Origin of the sequence: Pontiella desulfatans, assembly GCF_900890425.1 — a bacterium.
Taxonomy (GTDB): domain Bacteria; phylum Verrucomicrobiota; class Kiritimatiellia; order Kiritimatiellales; family Pontiellaceae; genus Pontiella; species Pontiella desulfatans.
Map to the genome: position 1 here is coordinate 891,927 of NZ_CAAHFG010000001.1, position 19,801 is coordinate 911,727.

Here is a 19,801-nt window from a genome sequence, read left to right on the forward strand (position 1 = left end):
CAATGCCTATTGTCTTCAACGCCTTGCACCCATCTCTTATTGCCACATGAAACCGCTGTCTCTCCATCTGAATAAACTGCTCTTGATGGGAGGTCTCCTGTTGTTGCCGCTGCCCGGCCTTGCGGTTCCGGCAGAGATCGCCCGGCAGGCCGAATGCCTCCGGGCCATCCTCGCCCAGGCCGACGATGCCTACTACAACAAGCATGAGTCGATCATGGGCAACGAAGCCTACGACGCTCTGCGCCGCCGCCACGAAGAGCTGGTGCAGCACTATCCCGAATTGTCGGTAAACACGGTTGTCGGTGCGGTCGATGAAGGCAACGGGATTCCCCATGCGCAGCCCGTATTGAGTTTAAAGAAGGCCTATTCCGATGAGGATGTGGAAAAATTCATTGCGGCGTGCGGGACAAACCAAACGTATTGCATTGAACCGAAGATCGATGGCTTGACCGTGGTGCTTCAGTATGAGTCCGGGGTGCTGGTGCGGGCATTGACCCGAGGGGATGGGGCGACCGGGCAGGATATCACCAAGGCGGTTTTGGCGGCCGGTTGCGTGCCGCCGGCCCTGACCGGAGCCGCCGCCAATCTCTCCGTGCGCGGCGAGCTGTTTTTGGGCAAGAAAGCGTTCTCGGCATTGAATGCCCGCAGGAAAGAGAAGGGGATGCCCGTGTTGAAGAGCGCCCGCAACTCGGCTTCCGGAACGGTGCGGCTCACCGATTATGCCGAGATTTCCCGCCGGGGGCTGGACGCGCGGGTCTTCGAATGGATCGATGGGGATTTGCAACCCGAGTCGCATGCGGAGTCGCTGGCGCTGCTATGGGAGCTCGGGTTGCCAACGATTCAATCCCTCCAGGTTCCGTCCGACCGGGTTGTTGGGGAAATCGCCCGCTTGAATGGACGCCTCGGTGGTTTACCTTTTGAAACCGATGGCATTGTAATCAAAGTGGACAACCGGAACCGTTTTACGGAGCTGGGGGCCACCGCACACCATCCCCGGGGCGCATTGGCCCGGAAATACAAGGGGCATCCCGTGGTCACGCAACTGCTGCGCGTTGAGTGGTCGCAAGGGTCAACGGGAAAATGGACTCCGGTGGCGCACTTTGCCCCGATTGAGATGGCCGGGGCAACCGTCCGTTCCGCCACGTTGCACAATGCCGACCATCTCCGCGCCCTCGATTTGCGCATCGGCGATTGGATCCAGGTCATACGGGCCGGCGGCGCCGTCCCCGAAATCGTCGGCGTCTGCACGGAGCGCCGCACCGGGAACGAAACCCCCGTCGAGGATTATCCAGATAGTGAAACCGATGAATGAAACTTTGCCCTCTTATTTGGTTTATTCATCCGTAGGCTTTGGCCGAAAATGACGAGAAAAGCGTCTTGACCCTTTTCTTGACCCTTTTCCTTTTCTGCCGCTGAAAAGGCTTCAGAATCAGTAAAAAAAGCGTATAAAGGCGGAACATACCGAGGAAAAAGCATGACAACGACCATCAATATGGAAATAGACGAAACGACTGCGAACATCTACACAGCAGCACCGGCTGAGGATCGAAACCGACTGTCCGTGCTCTGGGGCGTGCTCATTCGTGAATATCAGGCGGCCCCCTCCTCCCTTGGCAAACTGATGGACGAAATCGGAAATAAAGCCGAAGAACGCGGCCTAACTGCTGAAGAGCTGGAGTCCATCCTCCATGCCGGATAAACAGGTTTTTGTCCTCGACGCCAACATTATTGTAAGTGCTGTGTTGCTGCCTCGATCCCTGACCCGCAAAGCATTCGATAAAGTCCTTCGTGATGGGGAAATTGTGGTTTCTGAAGCCGTGGTCAATGAGCTCGACGAAGTTCTGCGTCGTCCAAAGCTCAATAACTATGTCCATGAAGAAGAACGAATCCAGTTCCTAATGATGTTGCTGCGTGAATCCCGGATCGTGCGTGGTAACCGTGTTGTCGAAGATTGTCGCGATCCCAAAGATAACAAATACCTGGAACTCGCCCTCGAAGCCGGTGCAAACTGTATTCTTTCCGGCGATAAAGATCTGTTGGTCCTGCATCCATACCACGGAATCAAGATACGGAATCCACAACAGTTCCTCGATGGCGAATAGGAATGGACAAAAAATCTGATCTCTGACCTCCGCTTGTCCGCCATAGCTTCAGCAACGGCGGGACCTTTTTTTTGATTACTATATTACGGGACCTGACCCTTTTTTTTGCTTGCGAGCCGTAGCCTTGGCGAAGGTTTGCCCCCTTTTTGACCCCGTTTTAAGATTGGATGCCGCCACGACCCTGTGCTATTAAAAAAACCATGAGCATTACCGAAATAAAGTCCATGTCGCGAGACGAACAACTCCTCGCTATGGAAATGCTGTGGGACGAACTTTGTCATCATGGTCAGGAACCGGAATCTCCACAGTGGCACAAGGATATACTGGACAAAAGGCAGGCCCGGATCGCCGAGGGGAATGCCGAATACTTAACCATCGAGGACCTCAAGAATAGGATTCGTCCATGATGGCAGAACAGTTGCTCGTTCTGGAGGAAGCCGCCGCCGACCTTGATCAGGGAATCGATTTCTACGAAGCCCGGAAGAACGAACTGGGAACCTACTTCTTCGATTCACTGCTTTCAGATATGGAATCCCTTAGACTCTCTGCCGGGGTGCATGCGATTCATTTTGGATTCCATCGTATGCTCGCCAGTCGCTTCCCCTTTGCGATATACTATGGATACGATGGACGGATTGCGAGGGTAGTAGCCATTCTCGACATGCGCAGTAATCCGGCGTGGATACGCGATCAACTTGTCCAAAGAAACTAACACCAACACACAAGGACAGCTTGTCCGCCAGAGCTTTACGCGCCGGCGGGACCCCCTTTTCTTTTCCCTTTTTCGGCAATGGTATCGCAGGCGCCCCGCCTGCCCCGCCGAACAGAAAAACCATGAAAAAACTGTTAACTTAGTGTCATCCCGTTCGCAGAATAGAATCCTTTGTTTCTTAGCGTCTTCGCGGTCATGAAAACGACTCTTGCTGGAAATTTTCGGTTGAACAGATCCTGAACAGGAGAATCGTCCTGTCGATAAATCGTCCTGTAAAATATTCAGCATTTTTTTGCGGCTTTTCCGCTTTAGAAATTACCTGGTTAAACAACTCAAGAGGCCGGTATGAAATTAGAAGATACAAAAGTTGGAATTATCGGACTCGGCTATGTCGGCCTGCCGCTGGCCGTCGAGTTTGGCAAAAAGTTTCCAACCATCGGATTCGATATCAATCAGGCGCGTGTCGATGAACTAAAAGGCGGAACCGACTCCACCCTCGAATGCTCCCCCGAGGAGCTCTCTGAAGCCGTTTCCCTCACTTACTCCACCAACATTCAGCAACTATCAACCTGTAACTGTTTTATCGTCACCGTCCCAACCCCCGTCGACAACTCCAACCGCCCCGACCTAACACCGCTCATCAAAGCCAGTGAAACCGTCGGTAAGGTTATATCCGAAGGCAATGTCGTCATCTATGAATCAACGGTCTATCCCGGTGCCACCGAAGAGGATTGCATCCCCGTTGTGGAAAAGGTTTCCGGTCTCACATTCAACGAGGACTTCTTCGCCGGCTACAGCCCCGAACGCATCAATCCCGGTGACAAGGTTCGCCGATTGACCAATATTGTAAAAATCACCTCCGGCTCTACGCCGGAAGTGGCCGACTATGTCGATTCGCTCTATCGCAGCATCTTGACCGTTGGAACCCACAAAGCCCCGTCCTTGAAGGTTGCCGAGGCGGCAAAGGTCATCGAAAACACGCAGCGCGATGTCAATATTGCCCTGGTCAACGAGCTGGCCATGATTTTCAGCAAAGTCGGCATCGATACCATCGATGTGTTGGAGGCGGCAGGGTCGAAATGGAACTTTCTTCCGTTCCGCCCGGGCTTGGTCGGAGGGCACTGCATCGGGGTCGATCCGTACTATCTCAGCTTCAAGGCGCAGCAGGCCGGCTACTATCCCGAACTGATTTCCGCCCAACGCCGCATCAACGACCGGATGGGGCAGTTTGTGGTCGATGAAACCGTCAAGCTGATGTTGAAGAAGCGAATCCATGTCGATAAGGCCAACGTGCTGGTGCTGGGAATCACCTTCAAGGAAAACTGTCCCGATGTCCGCAACACCCGAGTCGTCGATATTGTCCGCGCCTTTGAAGAGTACGGCTCGAACGTCACCGTCTACGATCCATGGGCCGATCCCGGCGAGGTCAAGCATGAATATGGGCTCTCCATAGCAACCAGCAACCAGCAATTAGCAACCAGCCAATACGACGCCGTCGTCCTCGCCGTCGCCCACGACGAATTCAAGAAGATGGGGGAGCCCGAACTCAAGATGCTTTGCGCTGAAAAGAGTGTCATCTTCGATATTAAGAACATTTTGCCCCGCAACCTAGTCGATGCCCGGTTGTAGGTTGGGGACAGGCGGGTGTTTACCAAACTATTATTCAGTGGCTGCCTAGACTCCGATCCCTGGTTTTGTCTGAAGCAGTGCGACGGGTTTGTTGTAAGGGAGTTGAGGAGTAGAGGTGTAGGGGAGTTTGAGTGTGGGAGTGCGGGAGTAAGGGAGTTGCATAAGGAGTTGCCTAAAGGGAAGGTATTCCGAAAACTTAACCGCAATCTCTTCTATCCCCGTCTGATCTCGAAAGCAATACACCCAGCAAAAAAGCACCTGTCACCTGCCACCTGCCACCTGCCACCTGTTGTACACATTAGCTCCCAATGCTATGCCCACCTAATCCCCGCAGCACTTACAGCCAGGCCGTCCTGCACTCAATCCCCGGTATCCAGTATCCAGTATCCAGCGCCTCTGGTTTCCATCACCGTCCATGACGTGGCGGAGTTTTACTATCCCGAGGGGTATACCCCTGCACAGTTTAAGCGATGGAAGAAGCGGATCGATCTGGTAAAGCAGGCCGACCTTGTGTTTGCGGTTTCGGGGCATACCAAAAAAGACCTTGTTGAAAAGGCGGGTGTCCCTGCGGACAAGATTGTTGTTAATTACAATGGGGTGGATCCAGCTTTTCGGAAGCTATCTGAAGATGAGGTCTTGAAAGGAACTGAGGCACTTCCTCCTTCGGCAAGCCTATGGCGGACAAGAGGGGAAGCGCAGGAGGAGCGATTCAGGATATTGGCCGTGGGAAGCAACATTCATCGGAAAAATCTGCCAACGCTCATCAAAGCGGTGGAGGAGCTGGGGCGTAGGGGAGTCCCGATTACCTTGGTTAAGGTTGGTGAGGCGGTGCCCGATAGCCTAATACCCTCTGCTCAAAGCCCGGCACCCAACGCCAAGCATCCAGCATCCAGTGTCCAGAACCTAGAAGTGATCAATCTCGGGTTCGTGAACCAAGACGAGTTGATTTCCCTCTACAACCTCTGCGATGTACTGGCCTTCCCCTCGCTCTACGAGGGTTTCGGGATGCCGGTGGTTGAGGCACAGCGATGTGGATTACCGTGTGTAATCTCGAATGCATCATCATTGCCCGAAGTCGGCGGTGATGCCGCGCTCTACCACGATCCGTTGGATGTGGACATGTTGGCCGATCAGCTGGAACGAGTCTATGGCGATGAGGATTTGCGCTCTGGCATGCGCGAGAAGGGATTCCGTAACGCCCAGCGCTTCACGTGGAAGCAGCACGTGGATATTTTGATGAAAGAGTGGGAGAAGCTTTCCGGGGTGGCGAGAAATATAGGTGTGATCTCACGGAGGTCACAAAGTGCACAAAGAGGTGCTAAATGGACGAGAAGCTGAATGAACTTTCGGAAAAAGTAATCGGAGCTGCGATACGTGTTCATCGGGAACTCGGGCCCGGATTGCTTGAGTCAGTTTATCAGAGCTGCCTCGCGCTGGAGCTTAAGTTAATGGGGATCAAAGTGGAGGTGGAGGTGCCAGTGCAGGTCGAGTACCGTGGACAGACTGTTAATGACATGGGCTATCGGTTGGATTTACTTGTTGAGGAATGTTTGATTGTCGAGCTGAAATCAGTTGAGGCGGTGAAGCCGGTTCATAAGAAACAGTTACTGACATATTTAAAGTTGACCGACTGTCGACTCGGATTGCTGATTAACTTTAATGAAGTTCTGCTAAAGGATGGAATTACCCGCATAGCAAACTAACTTCGTGTCCTCCGTGCCTTTGTGAGAACCCCCCCATACGGATTTGTCTCACGGAGTTCACTAAGAGCACAGAGGAATGGCCTCCGCTGGATAAGAAACATATAAATTAGGAAACTTGGTGTCCTCCGTGCCTTCGTGAGAGCAATCTACCTCACAGAGTTCACTAAGAGCACAGAGGAATGGCCTCCGCTGGATAAGAAACATATAAATTAGGAAACTTGGTGTCCTCCGTGCCTTCGTGAGAGCAATCTACCTCACAGAGTTCACCGAGAACACAGAGGAATGGTCTCCGCTGGATAAGAAACATATAAATTAGGAAACTTGGTGTCCTCCGTGCCTTCGTGAGAGCAATCTATCTCACAGAGTTCACTAAGAGCACAGAGGAATGGCTTAACGGAATTTATACTTAGTGTTCTTTGTGCCTTTGTGAGAGAAAATAGTTGTAATGAAGCGAATACTTCTTATTTCCCCGTGTCCCGGATTGGGCGGAGGGGCCGAGGTGGTTCTCGAAGAGCTGCTGCGGGCATGGGAATCCGAGGAGCTGCAACTTGTTCTGCTGGCACCGGAAGATAGCCGTATGCACTCCGTGGCCAAGGCTGTTGGATTTGAGTGGCATAAGCTTCCGATCAGAAGGAACGGAAACTACATGCGCGATATCTTGAAGGCGGTGAAGACCGCTGTGGCCGGCATTGAAAAATGCGACAAAGTCGTTGGCTGGACGATTCGAACCTATCCCGCAGTCGAGTGGTTGGCTGCAAAGTGGCAGGTGCCATCGATGGGCGTATTGCATGATAATCCCTTTCCCAAGAAAATTCTTGGGCCGGTTCTGTGGGACCTGCGAGGCCTGGACTTTCGCAATATGAGTGCATGGGCGGATATGCTTTGGTGCAGTGGTGAATTTGTTTTCCGCATGGGATGGCAATGGCAGTGGGCGCATCGGGTGGCGAATCGGTTTTCAATGTTGATATGTGTCAGTGAAGCCGTGCGGAAAGACTGCATCCGAAAAGGCTATGAATGTGAAATGACCGTGATTCGAAATGGTCTTGCTGACATCCCTGTCCCCGAGAGGGCACCCAGTGAACGGCTGAGGATCGGTTTTCTGGGAATGTCCATGCCGGGGGCCAAGGGGTTTCCAATTGTGGAAAAATGGATAAAAGAACTTGGGGATAAGGCGGAATGGAAGCTCTATGGCAATGCCTCCGCTCGTTCCCTCCGTCGGGTTGAAAGATTGAAGGCCTACGCCGATGTTGAATGCTGCGGGCAATGCCCGCGAGAGGAAATATTCGAGAACATCGATATCCTTGTTCATGCCACACCGGGTTTCGATTCCCTTCCGACCGTCCTGATCGAGGCGGCCAGGGCTGGCATTCCATGTGTTGCGTCATCGAATGGAGGCGCTTGGGAAATTGTTCGGGAGGATGCGAGCGGCTTTGTTTTTAATCCAGCCCATCCAGATGAGGGTTTGGTTGCACTCAAAAAACTCGATCATGCGGATCTCCGTTCCCGTATGGGGAATGATGCCAGAAAGCATTTCGAGGATAACTTCCGCGTCGGACGGATGGTGCGCAATTACAGGGGGAGTTTTCTTTCTTCGTTACGTGTAAATGCATGGATCGAAAACTAGCCTGATGGCCAAGCTAAGTACAATCATTCCAAAGAGGCTGAAAAGCAGGCTTGAAACTGGGCCTTCCGCTCGGCGTATTGTTGGAAACATGGGATGGTTGCTGGGTGAAAAACTGGGCACGGTCGCGATCGCGTTTCTCGTTAGCCTGGTTGTTGCCCGCTACCTTGGCCCTGAAAAATATGGCTTGATGTGCTATGCCTTGGCCTTTGTTGCCATGTTCGAAATGATCGGAACGCTTGGGAGTCAGGAAATTCTCGTGCGCGAACTGCTTGCGGCGGAAGGAGAGGAAGGAAGGATTCTTTGCACGGCCTTCATTCTGCGCTGCTGCGGCGTTGTTGTTGCCTCGGTTGTTGCGTTGTTGAGTGTATATCTTTCGCGGCCAGACGATGCTGTGTCCGTTATCCTGGTTTTGATCGCCTGTGGCATGTATGTCGGGCAGCTCTTTTTGATGGTGCAGCAGTGGTTCGCTTCCCAACTTCTAGCCAAATATGTCACGATAGCGACCCTGGTTGGTTTGTGCATTGCTTCGGTGGCAAAACTGTTGATGGTGCGCTATCAGCAGGATGTGGTCTATTTTGTTGTTGCGTCCGTTGCCCAGGTGGTGTTGGCCGGTGGAATATTGTTTTTTCTGTACTTCAGAAAAAACAGGCAACTTCGGCATCGCTGGACGTGGAGCGGTCGTTGGGCGAGAAAATTGCTGGGCGATTGCTGGCCTCGAATCATCAGTGGAATGTCTACGTCCGCGATCAATAATCTATCCACGATCTTCGTGGGAAACCTTCTGGCCTCACAGATTTTGGGTGAATTTTCGGTGGCCAAGCGCCTATTGTTTTTTCTTTTGTTTGCTCCGGGAATTATAACCCAATCCTTGGCTCCTTCGTTGGTGAAGGCCAAGGAATCAGGGGACGCTGGAGAATATGAAAGGCAGTTGGTTCGGCTCTACCGCTATCTAATGCTGCTGGGTTTGGGACTGGGCCTTCTTCTGGCGCTTGTCGGATGGCTTGTGGTGCCGGTTCTATATGGCCATGAATACCCCAAGGCCGGTTTCTATCTAATGGGGATGGCTGCCACGTTTCCTTTTTACAGTGTTGGTCAAGGCCGGGTTTGGTTCATCATCACGCAACGGGCCTACCAATATAACATGTGGGTAGGCGTTGCGTCGGCACTGATGAGTTTGGGGCTTACCTATCTTGGGATTCAACTGTTTGGGGTTTGGGGGGCCATCGGGGCCCAGGTTGTAACCGTGGTGTGGATTGTCCTCTTCCAGGACTTGGCCTTTAGCCGATATCGGATCAACAGCCTGTCGGCATGGCGCGCTTTGTCACCCGTCTGGATTTTTGGGGTAATGCGTGATTCGGTTAAGCCATGAATCCGATTGTCTCCGTAGTACTGACGGCGTTTAATGCCGATGCCCATGTGGGCGATGCGATAGAAAGCATACTCAAGCAAACATGGACGGATTTTGAGTTCATCATTGTTGATGATGGGTCGGACGATGGAACCCGTGGAATCATCGAGGAATTTGCCGCGCGTGATGATCGCATTGTCTTCATCTGCAATGAAAAGAACCAGGGGCAACCCCAAAGCCGGAATGCGGCGATCGAACAGGCAACCGGTGAGTTTATCGCGATCATGGATGCGGATGATGTCGCCTATCCCCATCGTTTGAAAACGCAGGTTGAATATTTAAAGAACCATTCGGAGATTGGGGTTGTGGCATCGCTGGTGCGCATGATTGATGGAAACGGCAAGCGTTTGGGCATGATTGGGGGATATGCGGCCTCGGCCCCCGAGATCGTTTGGCGGGAATTAACCCAGCTTTCCTCCTCCATGGTGCATCCATCGGTAATGTTTCGGAGATCCTTGGTTCGGCAGTACAATCTGCACTACAATCCCGAATATCCCCACTCTCAGGACAAGGAGCTGTGGGGGCGATTCCTGCTGCATTCCAAGGGAACCGTCATATCGAAGGTATTGTTGAAATATCGAACACATGCAAACAGCATTTCCCAGGCAAAGGCTGCGTCGCAACAGGAATATGCCTTACGTGCCGTTGTTCAAATGAATTGCAGTCTGTTTGGCGATGGGGCTTTAACTTCCGCGGAATTGGAACAGATGGTTCTGGATGATGGTTCCTTTGGTTCCAAAGGATGGCAACTGAAAATGGAACGGCTTGATCAGCTTAAGGCAATTTCGCGGTTTAACGATTCGGATGTCGGTCTGTTGAGGGGCATGGCTTGGATCGATGCCGGGGTGCGGGGAACGGGATATCTGGCCATGGACTGGTGGCGATATGGTTTTTCTGCCCTTGGTGTCGTAGGGATGTTCAAAGCATTTTCCCTGAAAATGGCAAGGTTTTGCAGGAAAGCGTGGGCATATTTTTCGTGAGCTAGTACACAGAAAACCTTAAACATTCGGATATGCAAACCACTAATTCGCACTAATCGTCACTAATTTTTGCAGGATACGAACCGACTACTGTTGATTAGTGAAGATTAGTGGTTCCAAAACTCGGAAGCCTGAGTTTGCGAAAGTTTAAGTGGTACTGGGCACATAGGTACATAGTCATCAAATAACTGTCCTGCATACGATTTCTGCTCGAGCGGAATGTTTGACCGCAAAGACGCTAAGAAACAAAGAAAATAGATCTTCGCAACTTTGTATCATCGCGGTCAATTAGGATTAGTGTTCATTAGCGTATATTAGTGGTTAGACCTTATTTCTTTTTGGTTAAATGGTTTTGAGATTGGCATACGGATTTTTGGCTAAGGCGCACCGGGCCGTGGTGCTGTGTCGATTGCTGAAGTTTTGGGAGGGAATGACCTTCTTTTTTGACGAATGGGCAGGTCGTGAAAGGATTCGCAACATATCCATCAACGGCGTGGATCTGCAGGTTCGGTCGGGATCATCGGATCTGGACGTGGTCATCAGTAGTCTGGTAGAGGATGAATACGGCCATTTGGATTGCCCCAATCCCCGGATTATCGTCGATGCCGGGGCCAACATTGGGACATCCGCGATCTCCTTTGCCCGGAAATATCCGCATGCAAAGGTATTTGCCATCGAACCCGAAAACGGGAACTATGGCCTGCTTGTGAAAAATACGGAAAGCTATGGCAATGTGGTTCCAATCAAGGCGGCCATCTGGGGCGCGGAGGGGGAGAAGTTTATCCAAAACCGTGCAACCGGAGCCTGGGGCTACACCATCGCCGATGGCGTCGATGGAGCGGAAAGCATGGGACAAGCGACAAAATGCATCACCATGCCGCATTTAATGAAGGAATATGGCATAGAGACCATCGATATCCTGAAAATGGATATCGAGGGCGGCGAAAAGGATGTTTTGGAAAACTCCAGTGCATGGATCGATCGCGTTCAGGTAATGACGGTTGAGCTCCACGATTATATATGCATGGGGTGCGACCGCGCCTTTTATTTGGCGACCCGGTCGTTCAACCGCTTCGAGCGGCATGGTGAAAAGGTTACGGCTTATCGCGAGCAATAAGATGTTTAACGTAGGATTTTGGTTTAAATGACAAGTCAATCGGTAGATGCGGAAAGAATTAAGCGAAGTTTGCTGGTATTGTTCCTCATTGCGGTCTCGGTTTATCTTTCCTGGTTTGGTCTTTCAAAAAACCTGCCATGGATGGGATTGTTGATTCCTGCTTTGGGCGTTGTTACCGCCCTGATAAGCCGTCCTGCCGCCTTGTTTATTCTGATTCTTTTTATTCGTTCGGGCAACTTTATGGTTCCTGGGTTGCCCGGTACGCTTACACTTGCACGCCTTATGCTGCTTATGATGATTGGCTGGGCAATGGTGGAAAGTGCACTTCGCCAAGAGAAGGCTAAAAACTCATATGTACCGGGGATGGATTTTTGGATGGGCGTTTTCCTGTTGGATATCTTTCTCATCATGGCGGTTCGGGGGGCCGGATTCCGCATGCTCGGAGGCTCAAGTTATGGAGGAGCGACCTATGTTGGATTGATTGCCGCAATACTGTTCTATTATTCTGTGGTGCGAATCCGGTTGTCTGATCAACACGTTAAACTGGTTCTAATGGGAATCGTTATTGCATCGATTTTGCCCATGGCCGTCGAGATTCTGGTGTACCATTTTCCGGGGCAGTCTTGGTGGCTAACCTCTTATTTTGACGTGGCTCCTGAATATGCGTTGGGGCAAAAGGGTATGGAGGGTGGCGTCGAACGCTGGGGAACATTTTCCAACTTCGCTTTCGCGCTGATTCCGATCATCTATGTGCTCTGTCGCAACGCGAAGCTTCGCTTTATATTGATTGTGCTGGCAGTCCTGTTGGTAGGCATGACGGGATTTCGCAACCGGGTTTTGAAGGTTGGGACTCTCATCTTCTTCGCCAGCATGTATTATTCAAAAAACCGGATGAAAACATTCATGGGATGGGTTCTGGTCGGCGTGGCAGGATTGGTCGTCCTGGTCATTGCGGCACCCTATCTGCCGCCAGCCATGCAGCGAGCGGTTTCGTTTCTTCCCTTCCTTGAGATCGATTTCGATGTCGCGCGAACCGCGACGGGCTCAGCCACTTGGCGCTTTGATATGTGGAAGGAATATTGTATTCCCAACGTACCAAAATATTTTTTTGTTGGTCGCGGGTTGTCTAGGGATATCACTAGTTTCGCTTGGTTGAGTAGTTCGTGGTATGGGACCTATGAATTCTATTACCATATGGGGCGTTACCATAGCGGGCCGTTTAGTTTGTTATTGGACTATGGTTTGTTAGGTACGGTTTCCTTTACGGTATTCTTTATCATGGTTGTCGTTGATGGGTGGAAGACGGTTAAGCAATATGCCATGCATCTGGATTCCTTCGCAGCGCGATACTATGTCTTTCTTACCTTGCTCATGACCTATAACCTCGTTGCTTTCTATTTGATTTTTGGAGACGTGGATTCACAACTATTGGATTTGCTTTTGATTGCAGCTCAAATGCGAATACTAAAGAAGAACTTTCTTGATGTCGATAGGGTTGATGGCGAATCACTTGTTTCTTGATCTATGTGATCTGGTTTTATTTTGATTCTTTTGATTGTCTTTTAAATATTTTCTTCTATTTGCAGGGTTGCGTGTTGGCTTCGCATATCATTACGGCGTCTGAGGAGCGGCGAATTTAGGGCCTTTTTATTATAATTATCTCAGATGCCGCTCGTCGGACTGATTATGATTGATGAGAAGTTCTCTGGCTTACTGTGTTTTGCGAGTGAAAATTGAGTAATGGATCAACGCTGTTATGAAAAAAGCTATGGGGTCGGGAATGCTAGCACAAATTGTTAAAGGGGGCTTTTGCATCGGCTGTGGGGCCTGTGCATCCGTTATTCCTTCCAAAATTTCGATGGAATTTGACGGGTATGGATTGTTTAAGCCTGTGTTGCCAGAACAGTTGGATGAGGAAGAATTACTCAATGTGTGTCCGTTCGCCGACGAAGGTTCCAATGAGGATCAACTCGCAGAATTGTTTTTCCCAAAAGGCAAGAAAGATGTCCATCTCGGTCATTATGAATCAATATATACAGGGCATGTAACGGAAGGGGATTACCGTAGCCGAGGTTCGTCGGGAGGAGTCGTATCATGGATATTAGCCGAACTACTTAAACAGGGATTGGTTGATGGAGTCATTCATGTAAAAGCAGGTCCGTCGCCAACAGATCGCTTGTTTGAGTACACGATTTCCACTTCTGTCGAAGAGGTGCTGGCGGGAGCGAAGTCAAAGTATTATCCAATTGAGATGTCACGGGTAATGGATGAAATTCGAACCCGAGAAGGACGTTTTGTTTTTGTGGGGATTCCTTGCTTTATTAAAGCCGCTCGGAATCTCGCGTGTCTCGATCCTGAGATAAATAAACGGATTCGCTATTATGTTGGTTTGGTATGCGGACATCTTAAGAGCAAGGCCTTTGCGGATTGTGTGGCTTGGCAGGCAGGCATTGAACCTGGAAAGTTGGAGTCGGTTGATTTCCGGGTTAAGCTACCTGCGGGGCGTGTTTCCGAGTATGGGATCAAGGTGTGCGGAGATGGAGTTGAAAAAACCGCTCCCGTCGCAAGCTATTACGGAACTGACTGGGGGCTGGGTTTCTTTAAATACTCGGCATGCGAGTATTGTGATGATGTATTTGCCGAAACAGCGGATGTTGCGGTGGGTGATGCATGGCTCGCAAAATACATGGATGATCCACTAGGGAACAGTGTTGTTATTAGCCGTACGGGAGATCTTGATAACCTTATTCAAATTGCGCTTAAAGAAACCCGCTTAAATTTTGTCGAGTGTTCGGTTGAGGATGCTGTTGAGTCTCAGTCCGGTGGTTTGAGGCATAGGCGGGATGGGCTTTCTTTTCGACTGGCAATGAAGAGGGATGCTGGGGAATGGGCTCCATTAAAGCGAGTGCCCGTTAATTGCAATGCAGTCGGCAAGCATCGGCGGAAGATTTATGCGCTGCGTGAAGATCTTCGTGTTCGTAGCCACGAGTTGTGGAGAGATGCGGTTGCTCAGGGCGATTTTAACTACTTTAGAAAGGGAATGCGAAATCTGCTGAATCGGTATAGCCGACTCTATGTTTCCTTCCCCCGTCGTTTGGCTCGCAAAATTAAGCTTTTGCTGCTTGGCGAAAAAGGCTGAGGCCTGCGCGGAGACGGATCGGCATTATGAAGATACTTGATAAGCTCCTCCTTCGGACTAATTTGTCGGGTAATCGGCGCAAAGTTGTCAAAAATGTCTACTGGGCCGTTGTCGGGAAGCTGGTTAACATTGCCAGCGGACTGCTAGTCGGCGTGTTGGTGGCACGGAATCTCGGGCCTGAAAATTTCGGGCTGATGAACTATGTCATCAGTTATGTGACCCTCTTCTCGGTATTGGCCGCTTTTGGGCTAGACAATATTGAGGTTCGGGAGCTGTCCAGAACCGGGGCTGACCGGAATACGCTGATGGGTACTGCGTTTGTTCTGCGTATTGGATTTGCTCTGGTGGCGCTTCTGCTGATATTGGGGACGTTGCTGTCGTTTGAATCAGATCACTTTACGTTCGTGATGGTGATGGTCTATTCGCTCTCATTGGTGTTTAGTTCGCTCAATGTTATTCGCAACTATTTTACCTCAATTATTCTTAACGAATATGTGGTGAAGACAGAAATATCGCGCACGGTTTTGGGTGCGTTGATCAAAATAGTGTTGCTGATAAATAATTGTTCGGTGGGCTGGTTTATCGTTGCAAGTATGTTTGACTTTTTCCTGGTCGGAGCGGGGTATTTGTTTTCCTATCGGCGGAAAGTCGGTACGATTCTGGAATGGAATGTTGACTGGGGTGTGGCAAAAATGCTGATCCGAGCCTCGTTCCCGCTCTTACTTTCCGGAGCCGCCGTAATTATCTACCAGCGGATCAATGCAGTGATGATTCGGAATATGATCGATAATGCATCGGTTGGACAGTTTTCAGCAGCGGCAAAAATATCGGAAATCGCGATTTTTATTCCCATGGTTATAGCCCAGTCCATAACGCCGCTTCTGGTTAAGGCCCACGAGGCGGATCCTCAAAAGTATTTGGAAAAAAAACAGTATTTTGTCGATATTATGGTTTGGAGCTCCATTGCTATTTCGGTTGCGATGGCCCTGCTAGCGGCCCCGGGGATTCGAATCCTGTTTGGCGAAAAATATTTGGAGGCTATTCCGGTATTGCAGATTATGTCCTGGAAAGCCCTTGCAACGGCTCTCTTTGGCGCATCGGGACAGTTGATTGTTATTGAAAATCTACACAAGTATGTCGTGTTGCGTAATCTGGCGGGGTGTGTTTTTAGTGTGGTGCTCAATTATTATCTCATCCCGGTTTGGGGGATTGCCGGATCGGCCATCGCGACGATCGTAGCCATGATTTTTGCTGGTTATTTTTCACATTTGATTATTCGGCCCTATCGCTATCTTTTTACGGTTCAAACCAAGGCGTTGGCGTTGGGGTGGCGACAATTGGTTGGTTTGAAACACTTGTGGAGATAGATTGAGGCGTTGCTGTTGTAGCAGTGTCGGCATCACTTTTTGTTGTATGGAGCAAGCGAGTTATTGTCGTTTATAGTGGGGAATATGGATCATGCGTGTTGGGATTTTAACTTATCAATATGCCTATAATTTTGGGGCAGTGCTTCAATGCATTGCGCTGCAGGAAGCAATAAAGGGACTGGGAGCCGAAGTCGAGGTTATACATTTTTATCCGCAGGGCATGGAACCGCCGCCTTTTTGGAAAGGATGGGGATTAAGAGACGGATCATTTGCTGGTACCGCACAAAGACGAGTGCTTCAGTTTTTAAAGGGGCCTGCTATGATGCGTAAGTTTGATGACTTTCGGGGCGATTTCATGCAGTTAACTTCTCGCTGTTATGGAGCGTCCGATGTCGCCGACATGGTTGAATGCTATGATGCGATTGTCGCGGGGAGTGACCAGATTTGGCATCTGAATCGTGATGCTGTGTATTTTATGGAATGGGGACGCAAATTTGATGGGAAGCGGATAAGTTATGCCACTTGTTGTGGTAGTGATCTGCAATCAGAGGAAAGGTTGGATATCGTTGCTCCGTGGATTAGGCAAGTTGATTGTTTGTCGGTTCGCAACGAATTTTCCCGGAAGTGGATTGAGCGAGCATCTGGACGAGCAGTTGATGTTGTGGCAGACCCAGTATTGTTGAGTGATTTGGATTTTGTCCGGAGACAGGTCTTGGAGGTACCTAAAGATTACATTTTTATGTATAGCTTAGGAGATGAAATTATAGGTGGCCATGAAAAAGTCATTAAGCAACTGCGAACACGTTTTGGCGATATACCAGTACTTGCCGTGGTTCCTTCTGCTACACATCCTAGAAAATGCCCCTGGGCGGATATAGTGATCTGGGATGCTGATCCGGGAGAGTGGCTTGATTTACTAGTTAATTCTAAATATGTCTATACAGACTCATTTCATGCGGCCGTCCTGGCGTTGAAGTATGAGAAGCCCTTGTTGGCATATTACACCGATCCAGTAAGGGCTCCTCGCCTTATTGATTTGGCAAACCGCTATGCAATCGACGTAGCGGTAGTCGGTAGCTTTAGAGAGGCTGTAGACAAAGAGTTCTCAATTCATCTTGATTATCGTAGAACCAAAGAAATGATGAAGATGCATGAATGCCAGTCGATGGAATACTTAGTATGTTCATTGAAGTAATACGCAATACAAATATTGGAGCATATGATGAAAGTTGGTGTCGCTGGCCCCGTTGCAATAGACCCTCTTGTTGGTTTCTTTAGAGGTCAAGTATTGCCTAACGTATATTCATTTCCTCTTCTTTCTAATTATGTTTTGAAATTAATAGAGCTAGGGCATGCAGTAACAGTGTTTTGCGGAAGTGATGAAATCGAATCGACGCAATGGATTCAAGGTGATGGAATTCTCTTGTGCATAACTCCAAGGCGTCATAAACGGATGGCCTTGGATTTTTACCGGACTGAGCGGCGTTTCATTGCTGAGGCCATGAGAGAGTCGGACTGCGACTTGATCCATGCGCATTGGACATATGAGTTTGCCGCAGCAGCCATGCAGTCTCAAAAGCCTACTTTGATTACTGCACATGATGCACCTTTGAACATTCTTCCATATTATCTAGGAGATCGGGGTTCTTTGCATTGGATTATGCGTATTATGTTAGGCATAAAAGTGATGCATTGCGCCAACTATCTTACCGCCGTATCTCCATATGTTGCACAACACATTGAGCGGTTTTTTAGGCCAAGAAAAAAGATCATGGTTGTTCCCAACGGAGTAGACCCATCTATAGCAAGGTGTGCGAGGAAGGAAGATATGGCGCCGCCGGTAATTTGTAGTGTGATGACCGGTTGGGGTAAACTTAAGAATGCTCAGCCTGCCTTGAAGGCATTCGCACTTGTTCGGCAACAATTTCCAACAGCAAAATATCGTATTTTCGGCACCGGATATGAGGTTGGAGGTGCTGCTTGTACTTGGGCGACTACTCAAGGCCTCTCCGAAGGGGTTGAATTCTGCGGAAAGGTTCTTTTTGCTGCATTGATGGAGGAAATTGCTGGGAGTTCTGTTTTTTTGCATCCGGCACTCGAGGAGTCCTTTGGAATGAGTATAGCCGAGGCCATGGCGTTAGGCGTGCCTGTCGTTGCTGGAGAGCGATGCGGTGCAGTCCCTTATGTCCTGAATGATGGGCAGGCGGGTTTACTTGTTGATGTTCAGTCACCCGACGCGATTGCCCGGGCTCTATTGCAACTTTTGAACGATGGCGCGAAACGTGGGGAGTTGTCAAAGGCCGGGCGAGAGTTTGTCTTGAGCAACTTTACCCTTGATAAAATGGCGGAAGGTTATCTCGAGGCTTACCAGAAAATTTTGGATGACCAATGGTAACATCCCTGATTGAGGATTTGGGTCTCGATATCTATTGAAGGTAATATGGCGGGAGAGTGAGGGAAAATTGAGCGGCTTTAATAGGAAATATGATTTTCCGATTCATTTTGTGGTGGCCTGGGATCGGCTGATGTCGCAGTTGTTCTGCCTTGCTGGAACCTTGTGGGCCAAGATCATGCTGAGAGTGCATCATGGAAGCTATGGACGAAATCTACAGGTCGATGGATTCGTTTGGGTTCGTTGTCGGAGACGAGGTCAGATAGTTTTGGGGGATAACTGCAAGATCAATTCGCGATTTGGGGCAAACCTCGTAGGGAGAATGAATCCTGTCGTTCTTCAATGCACGGAGAATGGGAGGATAACGATTGGAAATAATAGCGGGGTTTCGTTTGCCATACTTTCTTCTCGGTCTTCGATTGATATCGGGCAACACGTAAATATAGGAGGCAATGTTCGCATCTTCGATCATGATTATCATTCACTTAATTACATGGATCGTCGGGACGGGGCATTGGATGTGAACGGCACCAAATCTTCCCCAATCAAAATAGGGAATGACGTGTTTGTTGGGACGAACAGCATCATTCTGAAGGGGGCTACGATTGGGGATCGTTCGATTATTGCGGCGGGATCAATCGTATCCGGATCTATCCCGCCCGATGAAATATGGGGAGGTAATCCTGCGCGTCTGATTCGGAAGATAAACGTTGGGTGATTTCCGACTCGATAAAAAAAATGGTTATCAATTTGTTTATGACGATTAGGGCAATGTGTATGGGGTGCGATGAGATGTATGGGAGCTGACTTGAAGATTGCAGTACTGATGACTTGCCATAACCGCAAGGAAACGACGTTGCGGTGCCTGGAATTGCTTTATGCCCAATTGTTGCCTGAAGAAGTCTCTTTCAACGTATATCTGGTTGATGATGGCTGTACGGATGGAACCGGCGAGGCGGTTAAAAAGGCTTATCCCGATATTACTGTACTCCAGGGCGATGGTTCCCTGTTTTGGTGCAACGGAATGCGATTGGCGTGGGATGTGGCCGCAAAGGAAGATCCTGATTTTTACTTGTGGTTGAACGATGATTCCATGCTGGAGCCCCACGCCGTATCCATCCTGCTTGAAACCGCTTCAAGTGCAGATGATGCCGGCATTGTGGTGGGATCTTGCTGCGATGCATCGACGGGTGGTTTTACCTATGGAGGGCAGAGGCGGTCGGGAGCGCATCCCTCGAAGCTGGTGCCTGTTGAACCGGGGGAAGAACCCGTGGTCTGCGATACCTTCCAGGGTAATATCGTGCTGGTTTCCAGGGGAACTTATCAAAAGGCCGGGAACCTGCAGTCGTTTAAGCATGCCATTGGGGATACGGATTATGGATATCGGGCGCAAAAAGCGGGATGCGCAATTTATGTGGCACCTGGATTTGTGGCAACCTGTAGTAAGAATGCGCATAGCATGGAGCGCATGCCGTTGGATAAGCGCTGGAAAACCATGATGACGCGACTTCCCCCGGGGGATTATTATCGTTTCCTCCGGCAGCATGCGGGGATCAGATGGGTCTTCTATTGGCCAAGACCCTACATCCGGATTCTCTTTTCTACACGGATGGAAAACCAGTGAGCAC

The 19,801-nt window shown here is 49.8% G+C and carries 19 protein-coding genes; all 19 read left to right on the forward strand.

Features of this window, described 5'->3' with window-relative positions; translation table 11 throughout:
• Window positions 1-46: 46 nt before the first annotated feature.
• Window positions 47-1,312, forward strand: a complete 1,266-nt coding sequence (locus E9954_RS03380; protein ID WP_136077827.1) for an NAD-dependent DNA ligase — start codon at window positions 47-49, stop codon at window positions 1,310-1,312.
• Window positions 1,313-1,474: 162 nt separating this feature from the next.
• A complete protein-coding gene (locus E9954_RS03385; RefSeq protein WP_222847033.1) occupies window positions 1,475-1,699 on the forward strand; it encodes a hypothetical protein in 225 nt (74 codons plus the stop codon).
• Window positions 1,689-2,102, forward strand: coding sequence for a putative toxin-antitoxin system toxin component, PIN family (locus E9954_RS03390; protein ID WP_136077828.1), 414 nt, complete (start codon window positions 1,689-1,691; stop codon window positions 2,100-2,102). Before E9954_RS03385 ends, E9954_RS03390 begins: the two co-directional genes overlap by 11 nt.
• A 224-nt stretch (window positions 2,103-2,326) precedes the next feature.
• On the forward strand, window positions 2,327-2,509 hold the full coding sequence (locus E9954_RS33605) for an addiction module protein (RefSeq protein WP_342793747.1): 183 nt from the start codon (window positions 2,327-2,329) through the stop codon (window positions 2,507-2,509).
• Complete coding sequence (locus E9954_RS03400) at window positions 2,506-2,814, forward strand: hypothetical protein (protein WP_222847034.1); 309 nt, start codon at window positions 2,506-2,508, stop codon at window positions 2,812-2,814. The genes E9954_RS33605 and E9954_RS03400 overlap by 4 nt, the downstream gene beginning before the upstream one ends.
• A gap of 345 nt (window positions 2,815-3,159) precedes the next feature.
• Entirely contained in the window at window positions 3,160-4,443 is a 1,284-nt protein-coding gene (gene tviB / locus E9954_RS03405) for a Vi polysaccharide biosynthesis UDP-N-acetylglucosamine C-6 dehydrogenase TviB (protein WP_136077830.1), read from the forward strand.
• A 156-nt stretch (window positions 4,444-4,599) separates the two neighbouring features.
• Window positions 4,600-5,781, forward strand: coding sequence for a glycosyltransferase (locus E9954_RS32255; protein ID WP_187357944.1), 1,182 nt, complete (start codon window positions 4,600-4,602; stop codon window positions 5,779-5,781).
• A complete protein-coding gene (locus E9954_RS03415; protein WP_136077832.1) occupies window positions 5,766-6,146 on the forward strand; it encodes a GxxExxY protein in 381 nt (126 codons plus the stop codon). The genes E9954_RS32255 and E9954_RS03415 overlap by 16 nt, the downstream gene beginning before the upstream one ends.
• A gap of 445 nt (window positions 6,147-6,591) precedes the next feature.
• On the forward strand, window positions 6,592-7,770 hold the full coding sequence (locus tag E9954_RS03420) for a glycosyltransferase family 4 protein (protein WP_136077833.1): 1,179 nt from the start codon (window positions 6,592-6,594) through the stop codon (window positions 7,768-7,770).
• A gap of 88 nt (window positions 7,771-7,858) precedes the next feature.
• A complete protein-coding gene (locus tag E9954_RS03425) occupies window positions 7,859-9,139 on the forward strand; it encodes an oligosaccharide flippase family protein (protein ID WP_168441929.1) in 1,281 nt (426 codons plus the stop codon).
• Complete coding sequence (locus tag E9954_RS03430; RefSeq protein ID WP_136077835.1) at window positions 9,136-10,158, forward strand: glycosyltransferase family 2 protein; 1,023 nt, start codon at window positions 9,136-9,138, stop codon at window positions 10,156-10,158. The genes E9954_RS03425 and E9954_RS03430 overlap by 4 nt, the downstream gene beginning before the upstream one ends.
• A gap of 430 nt (window positions 10,159-10,588) precedes the next feature.
• A complete protein-coding gene (locus tag E9954_RS03435) occupies window positions 10,589-11,275 on the forward strand; it encodes an FkbM family methyltransferase (RefSeq protein ID WP_168441930.1) in 687 nt (228 codons plus the stop codon).
• A gap of 27 nt (window positions 11,276-11,302) precedes the next feature.
• Entirely contained in the window at window positions 11,303-12,796 is a 1,494-nt protein-coding gene (locus E9954_RS03440) for an O-antigen ligase family protein (protein ID WP_136077837.1), read from the forward strand.
• A gap of 235 nt (window positions 12,797-13,031) precedes the next feature.
• The gene (locus E9954_RS03445) at window positions 13,032-14,414 is read left to right on the forward strand and encodes a Coenzyme F420 hydrogenase/dehydrogenase, beta subunit C-terminal domain (protein ID WP_136077838.1); all 1,383 of its coding nucleotides are present in this window, start codon (window positions 13,032-13,034) and stop codon (window positions 14,412-14,414) included.
• A 26-nt stretch (window positions 14,415-14,440) separates the two neighbouring features.
• Window positions 14,441-15,781, forward strand: coding sequence for a flippase (locus E9954_RS03450; protein WP_136077839.1), 1,341 nt, complete (start codon window positions 14,441-14,443; stop codon window positions 15,779-15,781).
• Window positions 15,782-15,872: 91 nt separating this feature from the next.
• Window positions 15,873-16,976: a polysaccharide pyruvyl transferase family protein gene (locus tag E9954_RS03455; RefSeq protein ID WP_136077840.1), complete on the forward strand. Its 1,104-nt coding sequence runs from the start codon at window positions 15,873-15,875 to the stop codon at window positions 16,974-16,976.
• A gap of 24 nt (window positions 16,977-17,000) precedes the next feature.
• Entirely contained in the window at window positions 17,001-18,176 is a 1,176-nt protein-coding gene (locus E9954_RS03460; protein ID WP_136077841.1) for a glycosyltransferase family 4 protein, read from the forward strand.
• A 490-nt stretch (window positions 18,177-18,666) separates the two neighbouring features.
• Window positions 18,667-18,891 carry an acyltransferase gene (locus E9954_RS33805; RefSeq protein WP_407947752.1) on the forward strand — a complete coding sequence of 75 codons (225 nt, stop codon included), beginning with the start codon at window positions 18,667-18,669 and terminating at the stop codon, window positions 18,889-18,891.
• 90 nt (window positions 18,892-18,981) lie between these two features.
• The gene (locus E9954_RS03470; RefSeq protein WP_168441932.1) at window positions 18,982-19,797 is read left to right on the forward strand and encodes a glycosyltransferase family 2 protein; all 816 of its coding nucleotides are present in this window, start codon (window positions 18,982-18,984) and stop codon (window positions 19,795-19,797) included.
• The last annotated feature ends 4 nt before the right edge of the window (window positions 19,798-19,801 follow it).